The following is a 20310-nucleotide window of genomic DNA, read 5'->3' on the forward strand; positions in this document are numbered from 1 at the left end:
TACAAGTAAACATTATATCACAATCATAATTTGCATGGTAATTGCCCGGGTTGTCAGATTCACGGTTCAAGGACTTCGGCGAGCTCAGTCGAGCCGTTCAAGGTTTAGGCTGAACAAACAATGCCGGAGCGACTCGGCTGAGCAGTTCGGCCCTTAGCAGGCTGCTGAAAAACGTTCCGTTTACCCTTCGACGGTGCTTCGACTTCGCTCAGCAGAGCGCTCAGAACGGCGAACGGAACGGGCATTGAAATTGTTGTTCTTTATCCGTTCGTGGTGAGCTTGTCGAACCACTCTAATGACTTTTTCAGCAACCTGTTAGCTCACTACCGAAGGGATCGCCGAAGTCTTTGAATCTATCATTTTGGAATTGGTTCAGAGATGTCTACTCTTCAAATCGTTCGATCATCACGGCTTTCAAACCTTGAACGGCTCGACTGAGCTCGCCGAAGTCCGTGAACGACTCGACTGAGCGACTCGACTGAGCTCGTCGAAGTCTCGTCGAAGTCCTGGAACTTTGAACCTGAGCAGTTACTTTGCATGAACATGCTTCTCACGTCGCGATCGCGCGGACGATAAGATCCGCCACGCCTTCCGCATCGTTGAGATCAAAACAAGGGATCGAAACATCGAATGGTTGATCGCTCACCAGTGCGAGACAGGATGGGTCGTTCAGCGAAAAAGGGTATTCACCCGAGACACCCTGCCGAAAGACCTCGACCTTGTTCTTCACCTCTTTTTTGAATCCCTCGGTGATTACGATGTCAACATCCCCTGCCATCCTCGCAAGCTCATCGGGGGTCGGTTCCTGTTCGATCTTCCGCATGAGCGCCACCCTGCCCGGTCCCGAAAGGATGACCGTATCGGCCCCTGCCTGCTGAAAGCGCCATGAGTCCTTGCCCGGTATGTCGAGGTCGAATCCCGCCGACGTATGCTTGATCACAGCCACACGCAGACCGCGGCCTTTCAGGATTCTCACCACTTTTTCTATGAGCGTGGTCTTGCCGCTGTTCGATGACGCGGCGACAAAAGAGACAATCCGCATTCTTTTTTCCTTGTAACTACTCCGTACATCTGAACCCAAAAGGGTGTTACACCAGAGAATAACCCTTTTATCCGCAGATTTCGCAGATGGGCGCAGATTTCATAAAACATAATTCAAATTCGATTTCAGACTTGTCCAGTTAGATTTTCGCAGTCTTTATTCCTCCCCTTGAAAGGGAGGGAGTTTTCGAGCAGTGCAATTTTATTACAGAACAATGCTGATTCGATTTAATCTGTGAAATCTGCGTAATCTGCGGATAATATTTTGACCTGAGCAGTTACTTTTATTCCGCACTCCGCATTCCGCAGTTGCTATGTCTCCGTCACGTCCGTGGACGGCGGCGTCCGCCTCCTGCCGAAAAGGCGCACTCCGAGGATGCCGATCTCATAGAGTATATAAATTGGCAGGGACATGAGCGTCATATTGAACACATCCGGGGTAGGCGTGATGATGGCGCCGATGAGGAAGGAAATGAGAAAAGCATACTTCCGGAACCTGGCGAGGACATCGGCGCTGATGATCCCCATGCGACCGAGCAGGATCATGATGAGAGGCAGTTCGAACACCGCGCCCGCGCCGAGCATGAATTTGAGGGTAAAGTCGATGTAGTCCCCCAACTTGATGATCGCCTTCAAATGCTCGGTCTTGTAGGTGATGAGGAACGGGACGGTAAAGGGCAGAAGCAGAAGGAAGCAGAAAATGACGCCGAGGTAGAAAAATAACGTCGCAAAAAACACGAACTGGCCGGCGTATTTCCGTTCCCGCGGCAAGAGACCGGGTGAGATGAACTTCCATACCTGGTAGAGAATAACGGGGACCATGAGCATGATGCCGGCAATGAACCCGATCTTCAAATGAGACATGATGGGCTCGATAAGCGTGGTAAAATAGAGGTCCTGGGTGGTTTTATTGGGTTCAAAATGCAGGAAGGGAAAGGTCGCGTGATACGTCATCGTTGAGTTCATCGGCAATAACAAGAGTCCGAGGATATCCTCTGAAAAGTTGAAACAGATGAGGAATCCAATGCCGATGGCGATCGCGATGTAAACGATCCTTTTCCGGAGCTCCGTCAGATGGCCCCAGAACGACATCCCCTGGTCCGGTTCAGCCATTCCCATGGGCCTCCCCGCCCTTGTTTTGCTCCGGCTTTTGCTCAGGTCCCGATCCGGTCTTTTGCTCATCCTTGCGCGGCTCCGCGGACGTCGCGGCATTGATCTCCCTGGAGAGAGACTGATCAGCGAGATTGCCGAGCTTTTTGAGCTCGTCCAGGTTGGCGGTCTTCTGGACCTCTTTCATTTCAGACTGCACTGATTCCTGGAATTCCTGCTGGGCCTTCTTGAATTCTGACATGGCGCGGCCGATGGACTTGCCCAGGTCCGGCAGCTTTTTCGGACCGAAGACCACAAGAGCGATAACGAAGATAACGATCAGTTCCGGTATTCCAAGACCGAACATGGCTTTCTCCTCATTTTTCTTGAAGGCTGATACCTGCGGCTAACCAGTAATTGTACTCCGCACTCCGCACGGAGCCTGTCCCCGAAAGATCCTATCGGGGAAACTCTATCCATTCCGTGCTGATCACATCGCGACCCGGATGATGGTCTTCACATTGCCCCGAACGTTAAAATCGCCCACCACTTCCAGTGCCCGCGGTTTAAGGTTCTTCCTGAGCGCGTCGAAGATCAGATTTGTCACGGCCTCGTGAGAAACGCTCTGGTCACGGAAGCTGTTCAGGTAGAGCTTCAGCGCCTTAAGCTCCACCACCTTGTTGCCTGGCGTATAGGTGATCCTGATGGTCGCAAAGTCGGGATAGCCGGAGCGCGGACAGAGACAGGTGAATTCGGGATAGGATATGTCGATGGTGTAGTCCCGGTCCGGATTGGGATTGGGCCACAACTCGAGTTTCGCCTGTTTGACGGCCTTGGTTCCGTATTTCATGAGAGCCATATTACAGGGTTTAGAATGACGTGTAAAGATGAAAATCGGCGTTGTGACCGCAGCCCCCGCTCGAGGCGGGGCTGCTGTGGGATTATCTTGTGCCGGTCGACAAGGGCGATAAGATCATCGAGTGTTCGGCCTCAATAGCCGAGTGTTTACTCGGTTAAAAAACAGTATCTATTGTTAATATTGATTTCTTGCCGCCAAACTCCTCATACTTATTATGTAGATGCCATCACGAATTAGCATTTCTTTCTAACGGAGTGAATAGTGTATCAGCCATATCATCCTATCTTTTCAAAATACAACAATATAGACCTGGCACTTATAAATCCGGGGCTTAGTATGTTGTTTGAGATAAGAAGGCCGAAGTAAACAGAGTCTTCGCCAAAGCACGGTTTTGTTTAGCAGCGTACCATTTGCTTTAGTGAAAAGTCCGGAGTTTGTCAATGTAACGGCTGAGGTGATGCACGACAAGAAAGGGCGCGCGGCGAATCATCGGGTTAAATATTTAGAGCACCGATGAACTTGTTTTTCCTGTGCCACTCGAGGCTGATCTGACTCGGCCAATGCGCGGAGTCTATCCACGAGAAATCAATTTGCCGATCGCTGTGTTCAGACAATGAAACTTGCTTGGGCGCATTTTCAGAAAATCTTCCTGTAGCAACGAGAACTTTGTAGTCCACCCCAAGTGTCCATAGCCCCTGATCGAAAGCCCAATGATGATTACGGCAGAGTGCCATACCATTAGAGATATCATCATTTCGGCTGGCGGAAAACGGATGTATATGGGCGGCCTCAACCATCGTTACACCTGATGGGAGCAGTACCTTCATGCCACAAAGCACACAGGAATAGCGATAAAGCGGAATGAGTTGAAGACGGAACTTTATGTCACGACCCTGTTTACTCTCTTCCGATTCAGGAACAGCGCCAGTCGCTGGAGCTGGATCGTTGTTTGTCTGTTCGAGTCCAAGCATAGCTTCGAGTTTGATCTTTTCTGATGGAAAAAACCAGTCGCCTGAAATCAAAATCCGTCGGGCAATATCCCGGCTGGCTTTATTCTGCATCAGACTAAACAACTCTTCTGGCATTTCCGCGTGAGAGACGACACGGTTCAGCAGCTCGACAGAAGTCGGCCTGATACTTTCGAGTGCGGCTTCCAATCCCGGATAGGCAATGTGTCGGAGAAGGCCGTCGCTTCGCAGATAGAAAAACGGGAGCTCAACGCGGCCTACGTTTCGCCCTCTTGAACTGACGACTTCCCAATAACCAAGGAAGCGAAACGCCAGCTCTGGGGTCAAACGAATGATGTTGGAAAGAATTGCTCCTTGTTCGATTTGATCGAGAATCGCCAATAGCAGCAGCGGTTTATGAGGTGCGGGGGTTTTCGATGCCCTATCCACACGCAGGTTTGCAAGTTTTATAAGCCAGGTATCAAGCATGAGTGGGCTTGAAATAACACCTTCCCCTCTGCCCCCACCTGCCGCACGCCGAGTCCTTTTATCTGCTTCCATACCGCGCCCCCCGCTCCCTAACAATCATCGCCTTCTCCCGTTCGACCTCCTCGATCAGTTCCTGTTCGCTGGGCAGATAGAGCTTGTACTTGGAGGCAAAGAGCTGCTTATTTTCCTTGAGCACGGAGTACTTGACCACGGTTTCGTCCTTGTCGGTGCAAAGGATGATGCCGATGGTGGGGTTATCGTCCTTACTTTTGTACTTATCCTCGTAGAGCCTGACGTACATGTCCATCTGGCCGATGTCCTGATGGGCCAGCTCGCCCGTTTTCAAGTCGATAAGGACGAAGCACTTGAGGAGGTAGTTGTAGAACACCAGATCGATAAAGAAGTCCTTGGTGTCGGTGCTGATGCGCTGCTGACGGGCGACGAAGGCGAAGCCTTTGCCCAGTTCCAGCATGAATGCCTGCAGCTTGCCGATGATTGCCTGTTCGAGGTCCGATTCCCGGAAATCGGGGTTGTCCTTGAGCCCGAGAAATTCGAGCACGTAGGGGTCTTTGATGAAATCCTTTGGCGAGGGCGCGAGAAACGCGGTCTTCTCCTGCATTTCTTCGATAACGGGCTTCTTATCGCGGCTCATCTTGAGACGTTCAAAGTAAAGGGAATTGATCTGGCGCTCAAGCGCGCGAACAGACCAGTTCTGCTCAGCGGCTTCACGGGCATAGTAGTCGCGGGCTTCGAATTTTTCAACACGCAAAAGCAGCTTGAAGTGCGACCAGGTCAATAGGTGCCACGGTGTAGCACCTTTTGCAGATTCAGCCAATCCTGCTGCTCCGTCTGTAGATTTTCCATACAGTGTGTGGAAAATTGGGAAACTCAGATAAAACTGCCTGAAGTAAGCCAGATTAGTAACACCGAACCCCGCCCCGAACTCGATGGTCAGACGCTCAGACAGCGCTGGAATCAGAGTCTTGCCGTAACCCGCCCTTTTTTGCCCCTGTTGCTCCTCCTCGACAATCATTCTACCGATATTCCAGTAAGCCTCGACCATGACAAAGTTAACTGCCCGGTAAATGTTGGTCCGGGCGGTGCGGAGCACCGCTGCGACTGATTCATAGAATTCGCTACGCACTGCGTAGCGAATCGGCTTTGCAGTCTTTCGCCGAGTTACGGCTGACTTTTTTATCATACCCTATCCTCTGCAGAATCTCCTTAAGCGCTTCATCGGTTGCTGAGATTAGGATCGTTGAAAACTTCCTTTTTTCGAAACCTATTTTCCGCCTCTCCCTATTTGTAAAAAGATGGTAGTACAATCAGGCTGAAATTGCAAGCAACAACGGCGAGAAAAACTTTCTTTGACTGTGGCTGCTCAAGCGATATAATTGTCAACTTTTTAATTTAAGTTGTTTTTTCCCGGCGGTGAATATATAATCGTTGATACGATATCATCTTGTGCGAAAGAGAGGATCAGAATGACCCGTCGCTTCAACTGCATCGCCACCGGCATCGGCAGTCTTCCGATCTCCGATCCCGACAAGGCCGCGGCGCTTTCGCTCCAGTACCTGCCTGAAGCGCCGTTCTGGCCCCAGCTCCCGCAACGGGACTTTCGCGAGCACATGGACGCGCAGTACAGCGAGACCCTGCCGGGACTGATCGTGGATGACGTGAAAAAAAGGGTTTTCTTCGACACAGCCCGGGACCTCACACCGGCGCTTGAGATATTCTTCGAGCGGTACCTGGCAAAGGACTACGGTTTTTTCGGAATGACCGAGGAGTATGCCCCTGGCTTCTCCGCTTTTGTCCGCGCCATGAAAAAAGGATTTCCGCGGGGAGTGCGGTTCGTCAAGGGACACATCACCGGTCCGCTTACCGCGGGCACCTCATTCAAGGATGAGACCGGCAGGGACATCATTCATAATGAGATGCTCTTTGATGCCGTGGTCAAGGGGCTCGCCATGAAGGCGGCGTGGCAGATCCAGGAGCTGAAACAGTTCAACAAACCGACCATCATCTTTATCGACGAACCTGCCATGGAGTCCCTCGGCTCGGCCTTCTCCGCCGTATCGTCCGAGGTCGTTTCGGAAAAACTGAACGAGATCATCGACACGATCCACGAACTGGACGGCATTGCCGGCATCCACTGCTGCGGTAACGCGGACTGGCCCGTGATATTCAACACCAGGGTGGACATCGTGAATTTCGACGCCTTCGGATATATGGAAAAGGTGCTACTCTACCCCGAAGACATTAAAAAGTTCTTCGGCCGCGGAGGCGCGCTCGCCTGGGGTGTCGTGCCCACCGGCGCATTCACCGGGAAGGAGACCGCGGACACGCTCATCGCGGCGCTCCATAAGGGCATGAACCGGCTGGAGAAGGAAGGCGTGGACCGTAGAACGATCCTTCGGCAATCTCTCATCACTCCTTCCTGCGGCATGGGCAGCCTGACGCCGGACAAGGCCGAGGCGATCCTGAGACTGCTCAGGGAAGTTTCGGACAGGATGCAAATTCTGATTGCAAAATGACACACTCGTCGTTCTGGCTCCAAAACCTTCATGGTGCACTGGTAACTACTCAGCAGAGGTGAATCCGCAAGAGTGTTGCACCAGAGAAAAAACCTTGTATCCGCAGATTTCGCAGATGGACGCAGATTTATAAACATAAGTCGGGTTCTACTTGATCTGCGAAATCTGCGTAATCTGCGGACAATGTTTTGACCTGAGCAGTTACTGGTACTTTGCATTTTACTTTTTGAAATTACAACTCATGCCCCTTCGTTTACACTTCACGATATTTCTCGTCATCTCCCTCGCACTCCACGCGCTGGTCATCGCGGCTCTGTTCCTTATAAAGCCGACACATCCGGAGATGCCCCTGATCACGCCGGTTACGATCGTGAACCTGCCTCAGCAAAAGATCAACCAGCTGCCGCCGCTGGATCGGCCGACACCGGTGCCTCCATCTCCTCCTGCTCCTGTTCCGGAACGATTTAAACCGGAAAAACCACTGCCTCCCAGCGCTGTGCCCCTGCCAAAGAAATTCGGCACAAGCGAGGAGGTCAAGCTTCCAAAAACCGTGCCGCGCACCGGGGTGCCGGAGGGAGCGGAGCGCGGCAAGAAGACGGGGAAGACGGGCAGCAAACCGCATAAAGAGACCGGCCCGCTCCCCTTTTTGACCCAGAACGACATCGACGAGCTCGCGCGCAAAGGCATGCCCAAAAAAAGACCGGGTGATGATTCCGTCACCCTCGATACGGACGAATTCAAATTCATGTCCTACAACCGCTGGCTCAAGGTCAAGGTCGAGAGCGTGCTCCAGTATCCCGAGCTCGCGGCAATATCCGGCTACCAGGGAACGCTTTACCTCCTGTTCGATATTATGAAGGACGGCTCTCTCGGCAGACTGGAGATATTGAAGTCGTCCGGGTACAAGATACTGGACGACGAGGCGCTCCGCTCGATCCGCGATTCTGCGCCGTACCAGCCGCTCCCCGATGAGTGGAATCTGGAGCGGTATTCCATTCGCGCCGCCGTGCTGTTCTACCTGGGCGCCGGGTATATTCGATGACTGACTTGATTAAAATAGGCGCAGCCTTCGCTCTCATCGTGTTCCTTCTGCGCCTTCGCTGGAACCTCGGCCTGGTGATGCTGCTCGGCGCGGTCTTCCTCGGATCGCTTTATCTCCTCGGCCCGATAAAACAGGCGCGAGTCCTGTTTGACTCGACAATCGATCCAGTGACGATAAACCTGGTGACCGGTCTCGTTCTCATCATGGTGCTCGAGAACATCATCAGGAAACGGGGCGTTCTCAAACGCATGATGGAGACCGTCGTGAACGTGGCCAGAGACCGCCGTATCGCCATGGCCGTGCTGCCCGGTGTAATCGGCCTCCTGCCCTCGGCAGGCGGGGCGGCCTTCTCGGCGCCCATGGTGCAGGAGGCCGCGGCCGACGCGGACATGCGGCCGGAGCACAAGGCCTTTGTCAATTACTGGTTCCGGCACATCTGGGAATATATCTCGCCGCTCTACCCCGGCATCGTGCTGGCTGCCGCGGTAACAAAAATACCGACCAACAAGCTGCTTCTTTCCCAGCTCCCGCTGCCGATCGCGGTCATCGTCGTCGGCGCGCTGCTTGGATTCCGGGGAACAGCGGTCCGGGCCATCGCGGGAAAACGGGACTGGAACGAGTTCAAGGCGCTCTTCGTGTCCCTGCTCCCGATCACGATCTCGATCGTTCTTGTTGTCGCGTTCAAACTGCCGCTGGCGATTGCCATGGCAATGATCGTGGTCGCCATGCTTCTATTCTTTCGGTACACGAGGAGCGAGCTTTGGACCACGCTTCGCGAAAGCGTTTCGCCCAATGTCATGCTCATGGTCATCGGCATCATGGTGTTCAAGGGGATGCTCGAAGCGTCCGGCGCCATTGAGGCCTTACCCCTCTTTTTTGAGCAGAGCGGACTTCCAACGGGTATTGTTCTGTTCGCGCTTCCGTTCATCGTGGGCCTCTTGACGGGACTCACCGTCGGCTTCGTCGGCGCCACCTTCCCGATCATCACGGCCATGATGGGCGGCCATCCGGACCCGGCCACAATCACCTTCGCCTTCGCGAGCGGTTTTGCCGGCGTGATGCTCTCCCCCACCCACCTCTGCCTGCTGCTGACGATCCGGTACTTCAAGGCCGACATGGCCGGAACCTATCGTTTGCTCTACCTTCCGACCGCGCTCGTATTCCTTGTCGGCCTCGCACTGTTTCTGGTGTAACTGCCTGAATTTCCGTCACCTTATTCTTCTTGCCTTTTCAGCGTATTTATAGTAATTTTTCATCATCCATGGACTTCAAAACCGTCATAACAATGCTGTTAAGCCGCTTTCAGACGCACAAAGTAAGACGGGGAACCATGATCTCCCGTGCAGCGGAAAAGGAAATACGCGAGGCGGCGCATTCGGAATCCTTTCGTAATGACATGAAGACCGTCGCGGACTCCCGGCACAATCCGTTCATAAAGGACGGCAACGCTGATGTCGATGCCTATATTGTATTCGTTTCCGACTTCAACGAGTTCATCAATCATGCGCCCAAACGGTTCGAGCCCATGGTGAACACCGATATGCGACTGTAACATGCAGTATTCCGCAACCGGCTTATGAAATCTTTCTGGTTCTCCCCATCCGCTCTCTCCCGCCCTCACATGACGCAACCATCTCCCCTCCGCGTCGTTTCAATATAATTTCCGTTTGATTTTTCAACGTATTTATGTTACTTTCGTCAACATGATCACTAACGATATACTGTCAGATTCCCAGAAATACATTATGAATACCTACAGCCGGCAGCCGCTCGTGCTCGTGAAAGGCCGGGGCACGAAGGTCTACGATTCCGACGGACGGGAGTACCTCGATTTCGTTACCGGCGTGGCCGTATGCAACCTCGGTCACTGCCATCCGCGGGTGGTGGTGGCGCTCCAGAAACAGGCGCAGCGGCTGATGCACGTGTCGAACCATTTTCACAATGAACCGCAGATCAATCTGGCGAAGCTGCTCGTTTCCAATTCTTTCGCGGACAAGGTGTTCTTCTGCAACTCCGGCACCGAGGCTGTCGAGGCCGCCATCAAGCTCGCGCGGCGATATGCCCGGGAGGTGCTGAAACAGGACCGGTTCGAGATCATTACCATGCGGGGATCGTTCCATGGACGGACCTACGGTGCCCTGTCCGCCACGGCACAGGAAAAGTTCCACAAGGGGTTCGAGCCGATCGTGCCGGGATTCCGGTACGTCCCGTTCAACGATGTCGCGGCCGTCGAAGCTGCGGTGAATGAACACACCTGCGCCGTGCTCGTGGAACCGGTCCAGGGCGAGGGCGGGGTGATCGTGCCGGCGCCGGCCTATCTGAAGGAGCTCCGGGACCTCTGCGACAGGAACAACATGCTGCTCATGCTCGATGAGATCCAGACCGGCATGGGCCGGACCGGAAAGTTCTTCGCGTATGAGCATGCGGGAATTACACCCGATGTCGTCATGCTCGCGAAAGGGCTCGGGGGAGGCATGCCGATCGGCGCGCTCCTTGCCACGGACAAGGTTTCCCAGGCATTCACGCCCGGGACCCACGGCTCGACCTTCGGCGGCAATCCGCTGGCCTGTGCCGCGGCAATTGCCTCGATCGAAGCCCTGATCGAGGACAACATCATCATCCCGAATGTGGTCCAACTGGGCGCCTATTTCCAACAGGGTCTTGAGAACCTGAAACAAAAATATTCTTTTGTGAGGGACGTCCGGGGGCAGGGACTCCTGATCGGCATGGAACTTGACGTGAACGGCAAGGAGATCGTCTCCGCCGGCATCAGGGAAGGCATGCTGATCAATTGCACCATGGATACCGTGCTGCGGTTCATGCCGCCGCTCATCGTCACCGAGGAGGAGATCGACCTCCTTATCGAGGCGCTTGACCGGATCTTCGCGAAGCGGTGACCTGAGAAGCAGCTCATAGTCGATAGCCCATAGCTGACAGCGAACAGTTCTCAACTCACCATCGTACATTAGCACTATTTATCCATCAGCTATGAGCTGTCAACTTCCTCTGGAGATTACATGAAAAAAGATCTGCTCGCGATTTCCGACCTTACCCCGAAGGACATTGAGAATATCCTCACGCGTTCCGCGACATTGAAAAAGCTGCTGGAGCAGGGGAAACCGCATCAGACGCTCAAAGGCAAGTCTCTCGGAATGATCTTCGAGAAGGCCTCGACCCGTACACGGGTGTCCTTCGAGGTGGGCATGTTCCAGCTCGGCGGCCAGGCGCTGTTCCTGTCGCAAAACGACCTTCAGATCGGACGCGGCGAACCCATCGCCGACACGGCGCGCACCCTCTCCCGCTACCTCGACGGCATCATGATCCGCACCTTTGCGCAGAAAACGATCGAAGAGCTGGCGCGCTTCGCGTCGATCCCGGTGATCAACGGACTGACCGACGCTCATCACCCGTGCCAGGCCCTTGCGGACCTGCTCACCATCCAGGAGAAGAAGAAAAAACTGAAGGGGCTTACGCTCGCGTACGTGGGAGACGGGAACAATGTCGCCAACTCGCTTATCCAGGCCTGTGTGAAAGTCGGCATGCATTTCGCCATCGCCTCTCCGCGCGGGTACGAGCTTGACGGTGCTATTATGAGGCAGGCGAAAGCCGAGGGAAAGCAGACCAACGCGGAGGTACTCGTCACGAATGACCCCCTCCAGGCGGTCAGGAACGCGGACGTTGTGTACACCGATGTCTGGGCGAGTATGGGACAGGAAGCGGAACACACGAAACGGATGAAGGCATTCAAGGGATACGCGGTGGACGCGAAACTCATGAAGTCCGCCCGCAAGGGGGCGATCGTGATGCACTGCCTGCCCGCCCATCGCAACGAGGAGATCGCCGCGGAGGTTATCGATGGTCCGCAGTCAGTGATCTTTGACCAGGCAGAGAACCGCCTGCACGTGCAAAAGGCGGTGCTCGATATGCTCCTGGGTTAACATAATAAATTGCAACTACGCAGGTTCAATGTTCCAGGTTCACGGTTCAAGGTTGGAACGCCATGAAAATAAAGCAATTTTAAAGATACCTCTCTGATCGAATTTGAAATGATGGATGACAGGATCAAAGCTCCCGTGGTTTATTCTGCCTAAACCATGAACCTTAAACCGTGAACTTGACAACCTGAGTGGTGATAATAAATCTCAAATTAGAATGTTACACTGACAAACCTCCCAAAATATGGTACAAATATTTGCATCGAGCGTTATCATTCTATTTTGGGAGGAATGCGCATGAAGCCCTTGATCGGAATCACCATGAACCACGAGGCTCAGCCCGGCAGGGACCTGAACATACTCGATCAGGATTACGGCAAGGCGGTGTTTCGCGCAGGCGGGTTTCCCGTTCCCATCCTCGGGATCGAAACCGCCATTCCCGATCTGGTGAAACGTCTGGACGGTTTTATCTTCACCGGAGGAGATGATATTGACCCGCGTTTCTACAAAGAGAAGCCCTTGTCCGGCGCCCGCATGCAGATCTCTCCTGATGCGCGCACCCGGTTCGAGCTCGAGCTCTTCAAGGCCGTCTTAAAAGCGAAGAAACCCGTGCTGGCCATTTGCTACGGCGCGCAGCTCGCAAATGTCGCGTTGGGCGGTAAACTGTATCAGGACATCGGGCTTCAGGTTCCCAACCCGATCAAGCATGGCGCGGCGCGACCCGGGGAAAAGGTCTTTCATGATGTCGATGTGTTCGAGGGAACGCTGCTCTCGTGTGTCATGGGCGCTCCCCGGATCCGGGTGCGGAGTGCGCACCACCAAAGCGTAAAAAATCCCGGCAGGGGGCTCCATCTTTCCGCAGTGTCCCACGACCGGGTGATCGAGGCGCTGGAGACCAGGACAAAAAACTTTTTCCTTGCAATACAGTGGCACCCGGAAAAGACTCCCAATGACCGATATACCAAGAAACTGTTCAAGGCACTCGTCAACGCAGCAAAAACATGACCCCGCCGGAAAGGCCCGGACGCGAACTGCGTTCGTGTGCCTTCTCCTCCTTACGCTGATCATAACGCCTGCTGCCGGTTGCCATCGATCCGATGATGAGCGCCTTCCCGGACATCTCTACCTCCGGTTGAACAGCAACCCGACAACCCTCGATCCCGCCCTGATCACCGATGTTCAGGGCGGAGGAATCGCCGCAAAGCTCTTCAATGGTCTTGTCCGCTTCAACGAGAACCTCGACATTGTTCCCGATGTCGCCCGTTCGTGGAAGCTGTCCGACGACCATGTGACGTATACCTTCCATCTCAGACGTGATGTCCGCTTCAGCAACGGCAGAAAGATCACGGCGCGGGACTTCAAATATTCCTTTGAACGCGTGCTCACCCCTGAAACGAAAGCGCCTCTCACCTGGGTCCTTGACCGGATCGAAGGAGCAAACGACTTTATCGCGGGCAAGGCCGGGAGCGTATCGGGTATCCGCGTCCTCAACGACCATACGCTCGCGATTAAACTGCAGAGACCGTTCGGGCCTTTCCTCTCACTCCTTGCAATGACCGCCGCATATGTGGTTCCCCGTGAAGAGGTGGAGCGGCTCGGCCAGAACTTCGGCACCCACCCCGTCGGCAGCGGTCCGTATCTTCTCACCGAATGGAAACATGGTCAATTCATCGTGCTCGCGGCGCGTGAGGATTATTTCGAAGGCAGGCTGAAGCTGACCGGCATCTTCTACCGTGTCATCCCCGAGGACCTCACCGCAGTAATGGAATTCGAGACCGGGCATCTTGACGTGCTCCAGATACCATCATCGGAATACAAGCGCTACACGACCGATCCCGAATGGCGCGACCAGGTCTACGGCAAACCGGGCTTAAACAGCTACTATCTCGGCCTCAACTGCACGCGCCCCCCGTTCGACGATATCCGGGTCCGGCAAGCGGTGAATATGGCTGTCGACCGAAAGCATATTTTAAATACGATCTTTGAAAAACGCGGGGTGCTTGCCGGTGGACCGATCCCGCCGGGTCTTTGGAAGAGCACGGCGTTGTTGAAGAATAGTGAGGGATACGGTTTCGACCCGGACAAGGCCAGGAAACTGATCCGAGAGGCGGGGGCTGAGGGAAAAACAATCAGGATTTTCATCACCGCTGACCCCGAGGTCCTGGACATCATCGAGGTCGTCCAGAGCTATCTCTCCCGGGCGGGGCTCAAAGCGGAGATCGTACAACTTGACTGGAGCGCCTTCAAAGCAGCCGTGAACGAAGGAGAACCTGACGCGTTCTGGCTTTCCTGGTGGGCTGATTATCCGGACCCGGAAAACTTCCTCTTTCCGCTCTTTCACTCAGCGAACGCCGGCTCCTCCGGGAACCGTACACGCTGCCTGGATCCGGAACTCGACCGGCTGATCGAGACGGCACAACAAACCATGGACGCGCATCTGCGCTATCATCTCTACCGTCAGGCCGAGAAAAGGGTCATCAGAAACGCGCCCTGGCTCTTCATGTGGCACAAAACCGATTACCTGGTGATCCAGCCGTGGGTAAAGGATTTCAAGATCTATCCCCTCTACTCCATTGACAAGCGCGTGGATATCACGGTGCAGAGGTAAGGATTAATATAAAAAAGGCGCCTTGCTAAACAAAAACCGCCGGTTAAAATATCTTTAACCGGCGGTCATAATTATTGAGACATTGCCTTACGAAGACGGATTTTTTTCTCTTAGTTCATCCCGCCGTACGAATGGAGACCGGAGAGCACCAGGTTGACCCCCAGGTAGGTGAAGATCACCGAGAGAAAACCCAGGCATGCGATCACCGCCATCTGAGTGCCCTTCCAACCGCGCACATAGCGCGCGTGAAGGTAGATGGCATATACGAACCAGGTGATGAGCGACCAGGTCTCTTTCGGGTCCCAGCTCCAATAGGTGCCCCAGGCGCTGTTCGCCCAGACCGCGCCGGTAAGGATGCCCGCGGTGAGCAGCGGCCAGCCCACAGCGATCATTTTATACGTAATTTCTTCGAGCATATCGCTCGACAGCGTGTATTGTTTTATCAGTGTCTCCAGTTTCAATCCCTGCGTCCACACCAGCGTAAACAGTGCGGCAACAGCGGCCCAGGACACAACGATAACAAAAACCGACTGGTTCAAAAATGTTGATTCGAACATATGCTTTCGGAAACTTTCTTCGGATGCCGCCTGCCTGAAAAGCGCAAAATCAACCCCCATGGCAATAAGCAGTCCCACGGCAAGGGTTACACATAACGACCAGAAAAGGTACACTTGTCTTTTATTGCGCGCGCCTGCCACCGTAAGATAAACCACCCAGGCAAAAAATATGCTGCCGAGTCCATACCAGAACACCCTTTTCATATTTCCGCCCGCGGCCGCCATACTGTAGCCCAGGGTAGTAAGACCCGCTATCAATCCAAGGGCAATGAAAAGGTGCAAAACGGAGCCGCGGTCCTCCATATCGTTCAGCATATAGATTATGCATACGGAAAAAGCGACGCTGAAGGCCGCGTACCCCAGAAAACTGATGAGGACGTGATAGAACAGCCAGTTGCTCTTGAGCGCCGGGACCAGGGGCGTGATGTCGGTTTCGATCCCCGCCACATTGATGAACGCGAGCGCGAGAAAGGCGACCGGCAGCACGAATGCTCCGAAGGCCCTGGTCTTATATTTGTACTCAACGATGAGATAGATGAGCACGGTGCTCCACGTGAAGAATACCAGGGATTCGTAGAGGTTGGTCAGGGGGACCCTGCCGATGTCCATCTGATACGACTCGCGCCACCGGAGGAACAGGGCGATCGTCTGAATGACAAAACCGCCCAGCGTCACGATCGTGGCGGTCTTTCCTATGATCTCCTTTTTAAAGGACAGAAAACTGATATAGCATACCATGGCAGCCAGATACGCCAGGGTCGCTATGGTGAAGAGCAGTGAACTTTGCATTGAACCCTCCTGAAGAAAACGCTGTTACTTCGAAATTTCTTCCGCGATCCTGTTGAACTCCCGCTCAAACCCGATCCGGTTCCTGTTGGCAGAGCCCGCCACCGTGACCACCACCTGACCCGTCCGGTCCTGGACCCTTACCCACAGCTTTTTGTGGGAACCGAAGAACGCGATCAGCGGTCCGATGCAGAGCAGGATAAATCCCGCATACACCACCCAGACTCCCGGGTCTTTCGTTACCTGCAAACCGGTGTACCGCGTGCCCCAATAACCGGCGTAGCTGATGAGGTAGCCTTCGGGCAGATAGGGTTGTCCCGCGTCCGTCTTCATAATAGTGGTTTTGTATATCGGCGTCTTGCCGTCATAGACCTCGAGTTCCACCGTGGGATTGATGTATTCATCATTTTGAGATTGGTAGAACATCACCTGCCCGGAAGCCGGATTTCTCATTCCATACGGAGCAAAGCCCAGCACGGCAATCGTCCTGTTGATCGAGGGAACGTACACTGATGCGCCTGGATCGACGGTCACCAGTTCACCGACGGACTCGGGACTGTTCTTGCTGCGGATGGTCAGGAGAATCTTTCCACGGGCGTCCGGGATCGTCCCATAGCTGGACTGATAGAAGGTGACGCCGTGATAGGTGAGCGGATCGTTCACCCGGATGCGCTTGTCCAGTATCTTCTGTTTGTTGAGATCATACACGCTCAGGATACTGTGATATTCCGACGGCATCCCCGTCGGCTGTCCCAAAGGACTCCGGTAATAATCCACGTCGAAGTTGTCGCAGTACACATAATATCCGAGCGGCATGGCAGGCACGCCCCCGTCGGTACCGGGGATCACCGGGCTGTCGGCGATCCCGAGGGCGGCCATGATCTTGTCCCACATGGGTTCATTTCTGAGATAGACGAATTTGGATGCCTGTCCCTCGGGCAGGTTCAAAAATGCCTTGAATCCGAAGAAAGAGCCGATCAATGCCCCGACAAAAATGAGGATAATGCTGGCATGGGTAATGTACACACCCAGCCGGCTGTATACTCCTTTCTGAGTCATGAACTGGGTCATGCCTTCGCTTTTTGATTCAACAAAGCGGTATCTGCGCGCATTCAGCACCTTGACCGCGCGCTCCCCGGCCGTGTCCATGCCGCCATTGAACACTATCTCTTTTTTAAAAGGTATTGCCTTCAGGGTGTCGTCGTCAACGGGCTTGAGCGGCGCCATGATGATCCGCAACGTATGGGGGAAGCGATCGAGGGTGCATACCGTCAGGTTCGCCGTGAGGAAGAACAGGAGGAGCACGAACCACCAGGTATGGTACATGTCGAAGAGGCCGATCGCCTCGAACAGCCGGACCGTCGACTGGCTGTACTCGGCCAGGTATTTTTCCGGGGCCTCATTCTGCTGGATCAACGTGCCGATGACCGAGACGATCGCCAGAATGATGAGCAGCACGACCGCAAGCTTCACGGAAGAAAAAAATTTCCAGGCCTTATCCGCTGCGATTTCGACTATTCCTTTTTGATTTTCCAACGCACCCTCCCGCGTGAAAACAGTGGCGACACCTTACCATATCGGCAACCGGCGTGTCAAGAGGATTGCCGAACTTCTGGTATTAAGAGATCCAAAATTGATACATTGGTAAAAAGGCTAAATCCACCACGCCATGGCGCGGAGACGCGGAGAAATGCTCTTTGAAATAATAAAGATTTTCTCTGCGTGCTTCCCTCAGTGGCCGCCTTTCTTTTGAAGGCTACTGTGCCTCTGCGGTTAAATTCTACTTATTGCGATTTCCCGATCAAATAGATATGGATCGCCTGGGCCGCTTTTCTGCCGGCTCCGAGCGCAGAGATAACGGTGGCGGATCCGGTAACGATATCGCCGCCGGCGTACACCCCCGTGCGGCTGGTACTGCCCGTTTGCTCGTCGGCGATGATGAATCCGCAATCGTTGACCGCCAGGTCCCGGGTGCTCCGCGACACGAGCGGATTGGTGTTCGTCCCCACTGCCATGATCACCGTATCAGCCTTGACCAGGAACTCCGACCCCTTCTTCGGGAGCGAACGGCGGCGGCCCGATGCATCGGGCGCTCCCAGCTCCATGCGTACGCATTCAACGGCAATGGTATGGCCGTTCTCGCCGACGATCCTGACCGGACTCGTCAGCAGTTCGAGAATGACCCCCTCTTCCTTCGCATGATGGACCTCTTCACGCCGCGCAGGCATCTCCGCTTCCGAGCGGCGGTAGATAACGACCGTTTCCCGGGCCCCCAGACGCAGAGCGGTCCGGGCGGCATCAATGGCCACATTTCCTCCACCCACCACAGCCACGCGCTCTCCCCTCCTGATCGGTGTGTCGTATTCCGGCGTCGAATAGGCCCGCATCAGGTTGATCCGTGTCAGGAACTCGTTGGCCGAATATACGCCGGCGAGATGCTCGCCCTCAATGCCCATGAACTTCGGCAACCCCGCACCCGTGCCGATAAAGCAGGCATCGAAGTCCTCCATGAGTTCGTCCACGCTCATAAGTTTTCCTACCACGACATTCGTTACGATCTCAACGCCCATTTTTTTCAGGACCGCGATCTCCCGCGACACGATCTTCTTCGGGAGGCGGAACTCCGGGATCCCATAGACCAGCACTCCGCCCGCCTCATGAAGGGCTTCATAGATGGTTACCGCATGGCCGAGCTTTGCGAGATCGTACGCGCAAGCCAGACCGGACGGGCCGCTCCCCACGACCGCGACCTTCTTTCCCGAGAGCGCTACTGCCGCAGGCGCATCCTGCCGCCCCTGCTCCGCCGACCAATCCGCGATAAACCGTTCCAGACGGCCGATGGCCACGGGTTCGAATTTTTTCCCCAGGGTGCAGCGTTGCTCGCACTGGACCTCCTGGGGACAGACGCGGCCGCAGACGGCGGGCAGAAGATTTTCACTCCGGATGATCGTAAGCGCCTGGTCGAACTCGCCCGCCTTGATCGCCTGGATGAACCGGGGTATGGGGACGCTCACGGGGCAACCGGTGACGCATTTCGGGTCCTTGCAATTGAGACACCGCCCTGCCTCGACCATGGCCTGCTCCGGCGTGTATCCGAGTGAAACCTCGTCAAAGTTCGTACGTCGTTTCCGGGGGTCCTGTTCGGGTATCGGTGTTTTATGAGGGATGATCTTTGCGGGCTTTTTCTTTTCTCCTCCCGCTCCGGTCATGGTGGAATGATCATGATTACTCACAGACAGGCTGCCTCTCTTTGCCCAGCATCCGTTCGTGTCGCAGCTTCCACGCTTCAAAGGACTCGCGCTCTTCGCTGGCATATGCTTTCTGGCGGTTCATGAGCAGGTCCCAGTCCACCAGGTGACCATCGAACTCAGGGCCGTCGGTGCAGGCGAACTTCGTCTCGCCGCCCACGAACACGCGGCAGCCGCCGCACATTCCCGTACCGTCGATCATGATGGGATTCAGGCTGACGGTCGTCCTGACGTTGAATGGTTTCGTGGTCTCGCACACAAACTTCATCATGATGGCCGGTCCCACTGCCATGACCAGGCCGATGCCGCCCGTTTCGAGTTCCTGCTTCAAGGCCATGGTCACGACACCTTTCAATCCTTTGCTTCCGTCATCCGTGGTGACCAGCACCTTGTCGCATACCTGCCGCATCTCCTGTTCATAGATCAGCAGGTCCTTGTTCCTCGCCCCCATAATGACCGTCACCGCATTTCCCGCGGATTTAAAAGCCCTCGCGATCGGGTACAGTGGCGCGACACCGAACCCGCCGCCCACCAGGACCACGTTCCCCACCTTTTCAATATGGGTCGGCATGCCCAGGGGTCCGCACAGGTCGAGGATCTCATCACCTTCCCGGCAATGTGACAGCTCGGTCGTGGTCTTGCCGACTGCCATCACGATCAGGCTGATGGTCCCTTCAGCCGGATCGATATCGGCAAGGGACAAGGGAATGCGCTCGCCTCTATCGTGGAGGCGAATGATAACGAACTGGCCAGGCTGCGCTTTCCGGGAGATCAGGGGCGCGGCAATTTTGTAATAATACACATCGGGAGTACGAATGAGCTTTTTCTCAATGATCTTGGCCATAGCTTGTCATAGTACCACAGTAAAAAGATTTTTTTCACACTTAAATTTCCTGAGGGCCCGTTGCATGATGCCGGGAAGGATCAGGCGTTTTGTTCTTCTTGTTCATCGATCAGCTTATAGCCGAGCTTCTCCACGCTGTCCCGCGCGATGGTTCTCACCCGGTCCCCGGGTATCATCGATGCATCGAAGCTGATCACGATCCGGCCGTTCTCCACATCAACGGACTCCACTCCATCAATGTTTCCGACGAACCTGCGGAGCGCAAGCGAACACTCTTCGCAAAGTTTGCTCTGCACATGCAATGATATCTCGCTCATGGCTCTGCCCCCGT

19 protein-coding genes are annotated in these 20310 nt (G+C 54.6%); 8 read left to right on the forward strand and 11 right to left on the reverse strand.

Annotated elements, in window-relative coordinates; all coding sequences use genetic code 11:
- Positions 1-550 precede the first annotated feature (550 nt).
- The 6 genes from mobB to M0R70_07375 form a co-directional block, all read right to left on the reverse strand.
- Positions 551-1042 (reverse strand): molybdopterin-guanine dinucleotide biosynthesis protein B, encoded by a 492-nt coding sequence (gene mobB / locus M0R70_07350; protein MCK9419177.1) that lies wholly within the window; start codon positions 1040-1042, stop codon positions 551-553.
- Positions 1043-1353: 311 nt separating this feature from the next.
- Complete coding sequence (gene tatC / locus M0R70_07355) at positions 1354-2154, reverse strand: twin-arginine translocase subunit TatC (GenBank protein ID MCK9419178.1); 801 nt, start codon at positions 2152-2154, stop codon at positions 1354-1356.
- The gene (locus M0R70_07360) at positions 2147-2497 is read right to left on the reverse strand and encodes a TatA/E family twin arginine-targeting protein translocase (protein ID MCK9419179.1); all 351 of its coding nucleotides are present in this window, start codon (positions 2495-2497) and stop codon (positions 2147-2149) included. The genes tatC and M0R70_07360 overlap by 8 nt, the downstream gene beginning before the upstream one ends.
- 123 nt (positions 2498-2620) lie before the next feature.
- Positions 2621-2980 carry a preQ(1) synthase gene (gene queF, locus M0R70_07365; GenBank protein MCK9419180.1) on the reverse strand — a complete coding sequence of 120 codons (360 nt, stop codon included), beginning with the start codon at positions 2978-2980 and terminating at the stop codon, positions 2621-2623.
- A 503-nt stretch (positions 2981-3483) separates the two neighbouring features.
- A complete protein-coding gene (locus tag M0R70_07370) occupies positions 3484-4497 on the reverse strand; it encodes an HNH endonuclease (GenBank protein ID MCK9419181.1) in 1014 nt (337 codons plus the stop codon).
- On the reverse strand, positions 4484-5626 hold the full coding sequence (locus M0R70_07375) for a PDDEXK nuclease domain-containing protein (protein MCK9419182.1): 1143 nt from the start codon (positions 5624-5626) through the stop codon (positions 4484-4486). The genes M0R70_07370 and M0R70_07375 overlap by 14 nt, the downstream gene beginning before the upstream one ends.
- Positions 5627-5909: 283 nt before the next feature.
- On the opposite strand from M0R70_07375, the gene M0R70_07380 reads away from it, so the two are divergent.
- From M0R70_07380 to M0R70_07415, 8 genes are all read left to right on the forward strand, one after another.
- Entirely contained in the window at positions 5910-6959 is a 1050-nt protein-coding gene (locus M0R70_07380) for a methionine synthase (GenBank protein ID MCK9419183.1), read from the forward strand.
- A gap of 241 nt (positions 6960-7200) precedes the next feature.
- Complete coding sequence (locus M0R70_07385; GenBank protein ID MCK9419184.1) at positions 7201-8001, forward strand: energy transducer TonB; 801 nt, start codon at positions 7201-7203, stop codon at positions 7999-8001.
- Positions 7998-9194: a DUF401 family protein gene (locus M0R70_07390; protein ID MCK9419185.1), complete on the forward strand. Its 1197-nt coding sequence runs from the start codon at positions 7998-8000 to the stop codon at positions 9192-9194. Before M0R70_07385 ends, M0R70_07390 begins: the two co-directional genes overlap by 4 nt.
- A gap of 137 nt (positions 9195-9331) precedes the next feature.
- The gene (locus M0R70_07395; protein ID MCK9419186.1) at positions 9332-9553 is read left to right on the forward strand and encodes a hypothetical protein; all 222 of its coding nucleotides are present in this window, start codon (positions 9332-9334) and stop codon (positions 9551-9553) included.
- A 151-nt stretch (positions 9554-9704) separates the two neighbouring features.
- Positions 9705-10898, forward strand: coding sequence for an acetylornithine transaminase (locus M0R70_07400; GenBank protein MCK9419187.1), 1194 nt, complete (start codon positions 9705-9707; stop codon positions 10896-10898).
- Positions 10899-11018: 120 nt separating this feature from the next.
- Complete coding sequence (gene argF / locus M0R70_07405) at positions 11019-11939, forward strand: ornithine carbamoyltransferase (protein ID MCK9419188.1); 921 nt, start codon at positions 11019-11021, stop codon at positions 11937-11939.
- A 294-nt stretch (positions 11940-12233) separates the two neighbouring features.
- Complete coding sequence (locus M0R70_07410) at positions 12234-12941, forward strand: gamma-glutamyl-gamma-aminobutyrate hydrolase family protein (GenBank protein MCK9419189.1); 708 nt, start codon at positions 12234-12236, stop codon at positions 12939-12941.
- Between the two features lie 34 nt (positions 12942-12975).
- Positions 12976-14544 carry an ABC transporter substrate-binding protein gene (locus M0R70_07415; GenBank protein ID MCK9419190.1) on the forward strand — a complete coding sequence of 523 codons (1569 nt, stop codon included), beginning with the start codon at positions 12976-12978 and terminating at the stop codon, positions 14542-14544.
- A gap of 110 nt (positions 14545-14654) precedes the next feature.
- On the opposite strand, the gene ccsA is transcribed toward M0R70_07415, so the two are convergent.
- From ccsA to M0R70_07440, 5 genes are all read right to left on the reverse strand, one after another.
- The gene (ccsA, locus tag M0R70_07420; protein MCK9419191.1) at positions 14655-15890 is read right to left on the reverse strand and encodes a cytochrome c biogenesis protein CcsA; all 1236 of its coding nucleotides are present in this window, start codon (positions 15888-15890) and stop codon (positions 14655-14657) included.
- A 24-nt stretch (positions 15891-15914) separates the two neighbouring features.
- Positions 15915-17423: a cytochrome c biogenesis protein ResB gene (locus M0R70_07425; protein ID MCK9419192.1), complete on the reverse strand. Its 1509-nt coding sequence runs from the start codon at positions 17421-17423 to the stop codon at positions 15915-15917.
- 248 nt (positions 17424-17671) lie between these two features.
- The gene (gltA, locus tag M0R70_07430; GenBank protein MCK9419193.1) at positions 17672-19096 is read right to left on the reverse strand and encodes an NADPH-dependent glutamate synthase; all 1425 of its coding nucleotides are present in this window, start codon (positions 19094-19096) and stop codon (positions 17672-17674) included.
- Positions 19097-19112: 16 nt separating this feature from the next.
- The gene (locus M0R70_07435) at positions 19113-19979 is read right to left on the reverse strand and encodes a sulfide/dihydroorotate dehydrogenase-like FAD/NAD-binding protein (GenBank protein ID MCK9419194.1); all 867 of its coding nucleotides are present in this window, start codon (positions 19977-19979) and stop codon (positions 19113-19115) included.
- An 80-nt stretch (positions 19980-20059) separates the two neighbouring features.
- Complete coding sequence (locus tag M0R70_07440; GenBank protein MCK9419195.1) at positions 20060-20296, reverse strand: heavy-metal-associated domain-containing protein; 237 nt, start codon at positions 20294-20296, stop codon at positions 20060-20062.
- Positions 20297-20310: the final 14 nt, after the last annotated feature.

Source organism: Nitrospirota bacterium, assembly GCA_023229435.1.
Lineage (GTDB): Bacteria > Nitrospirota > UBA9217 > UBA9217 > UBA9217 > JALNZF01.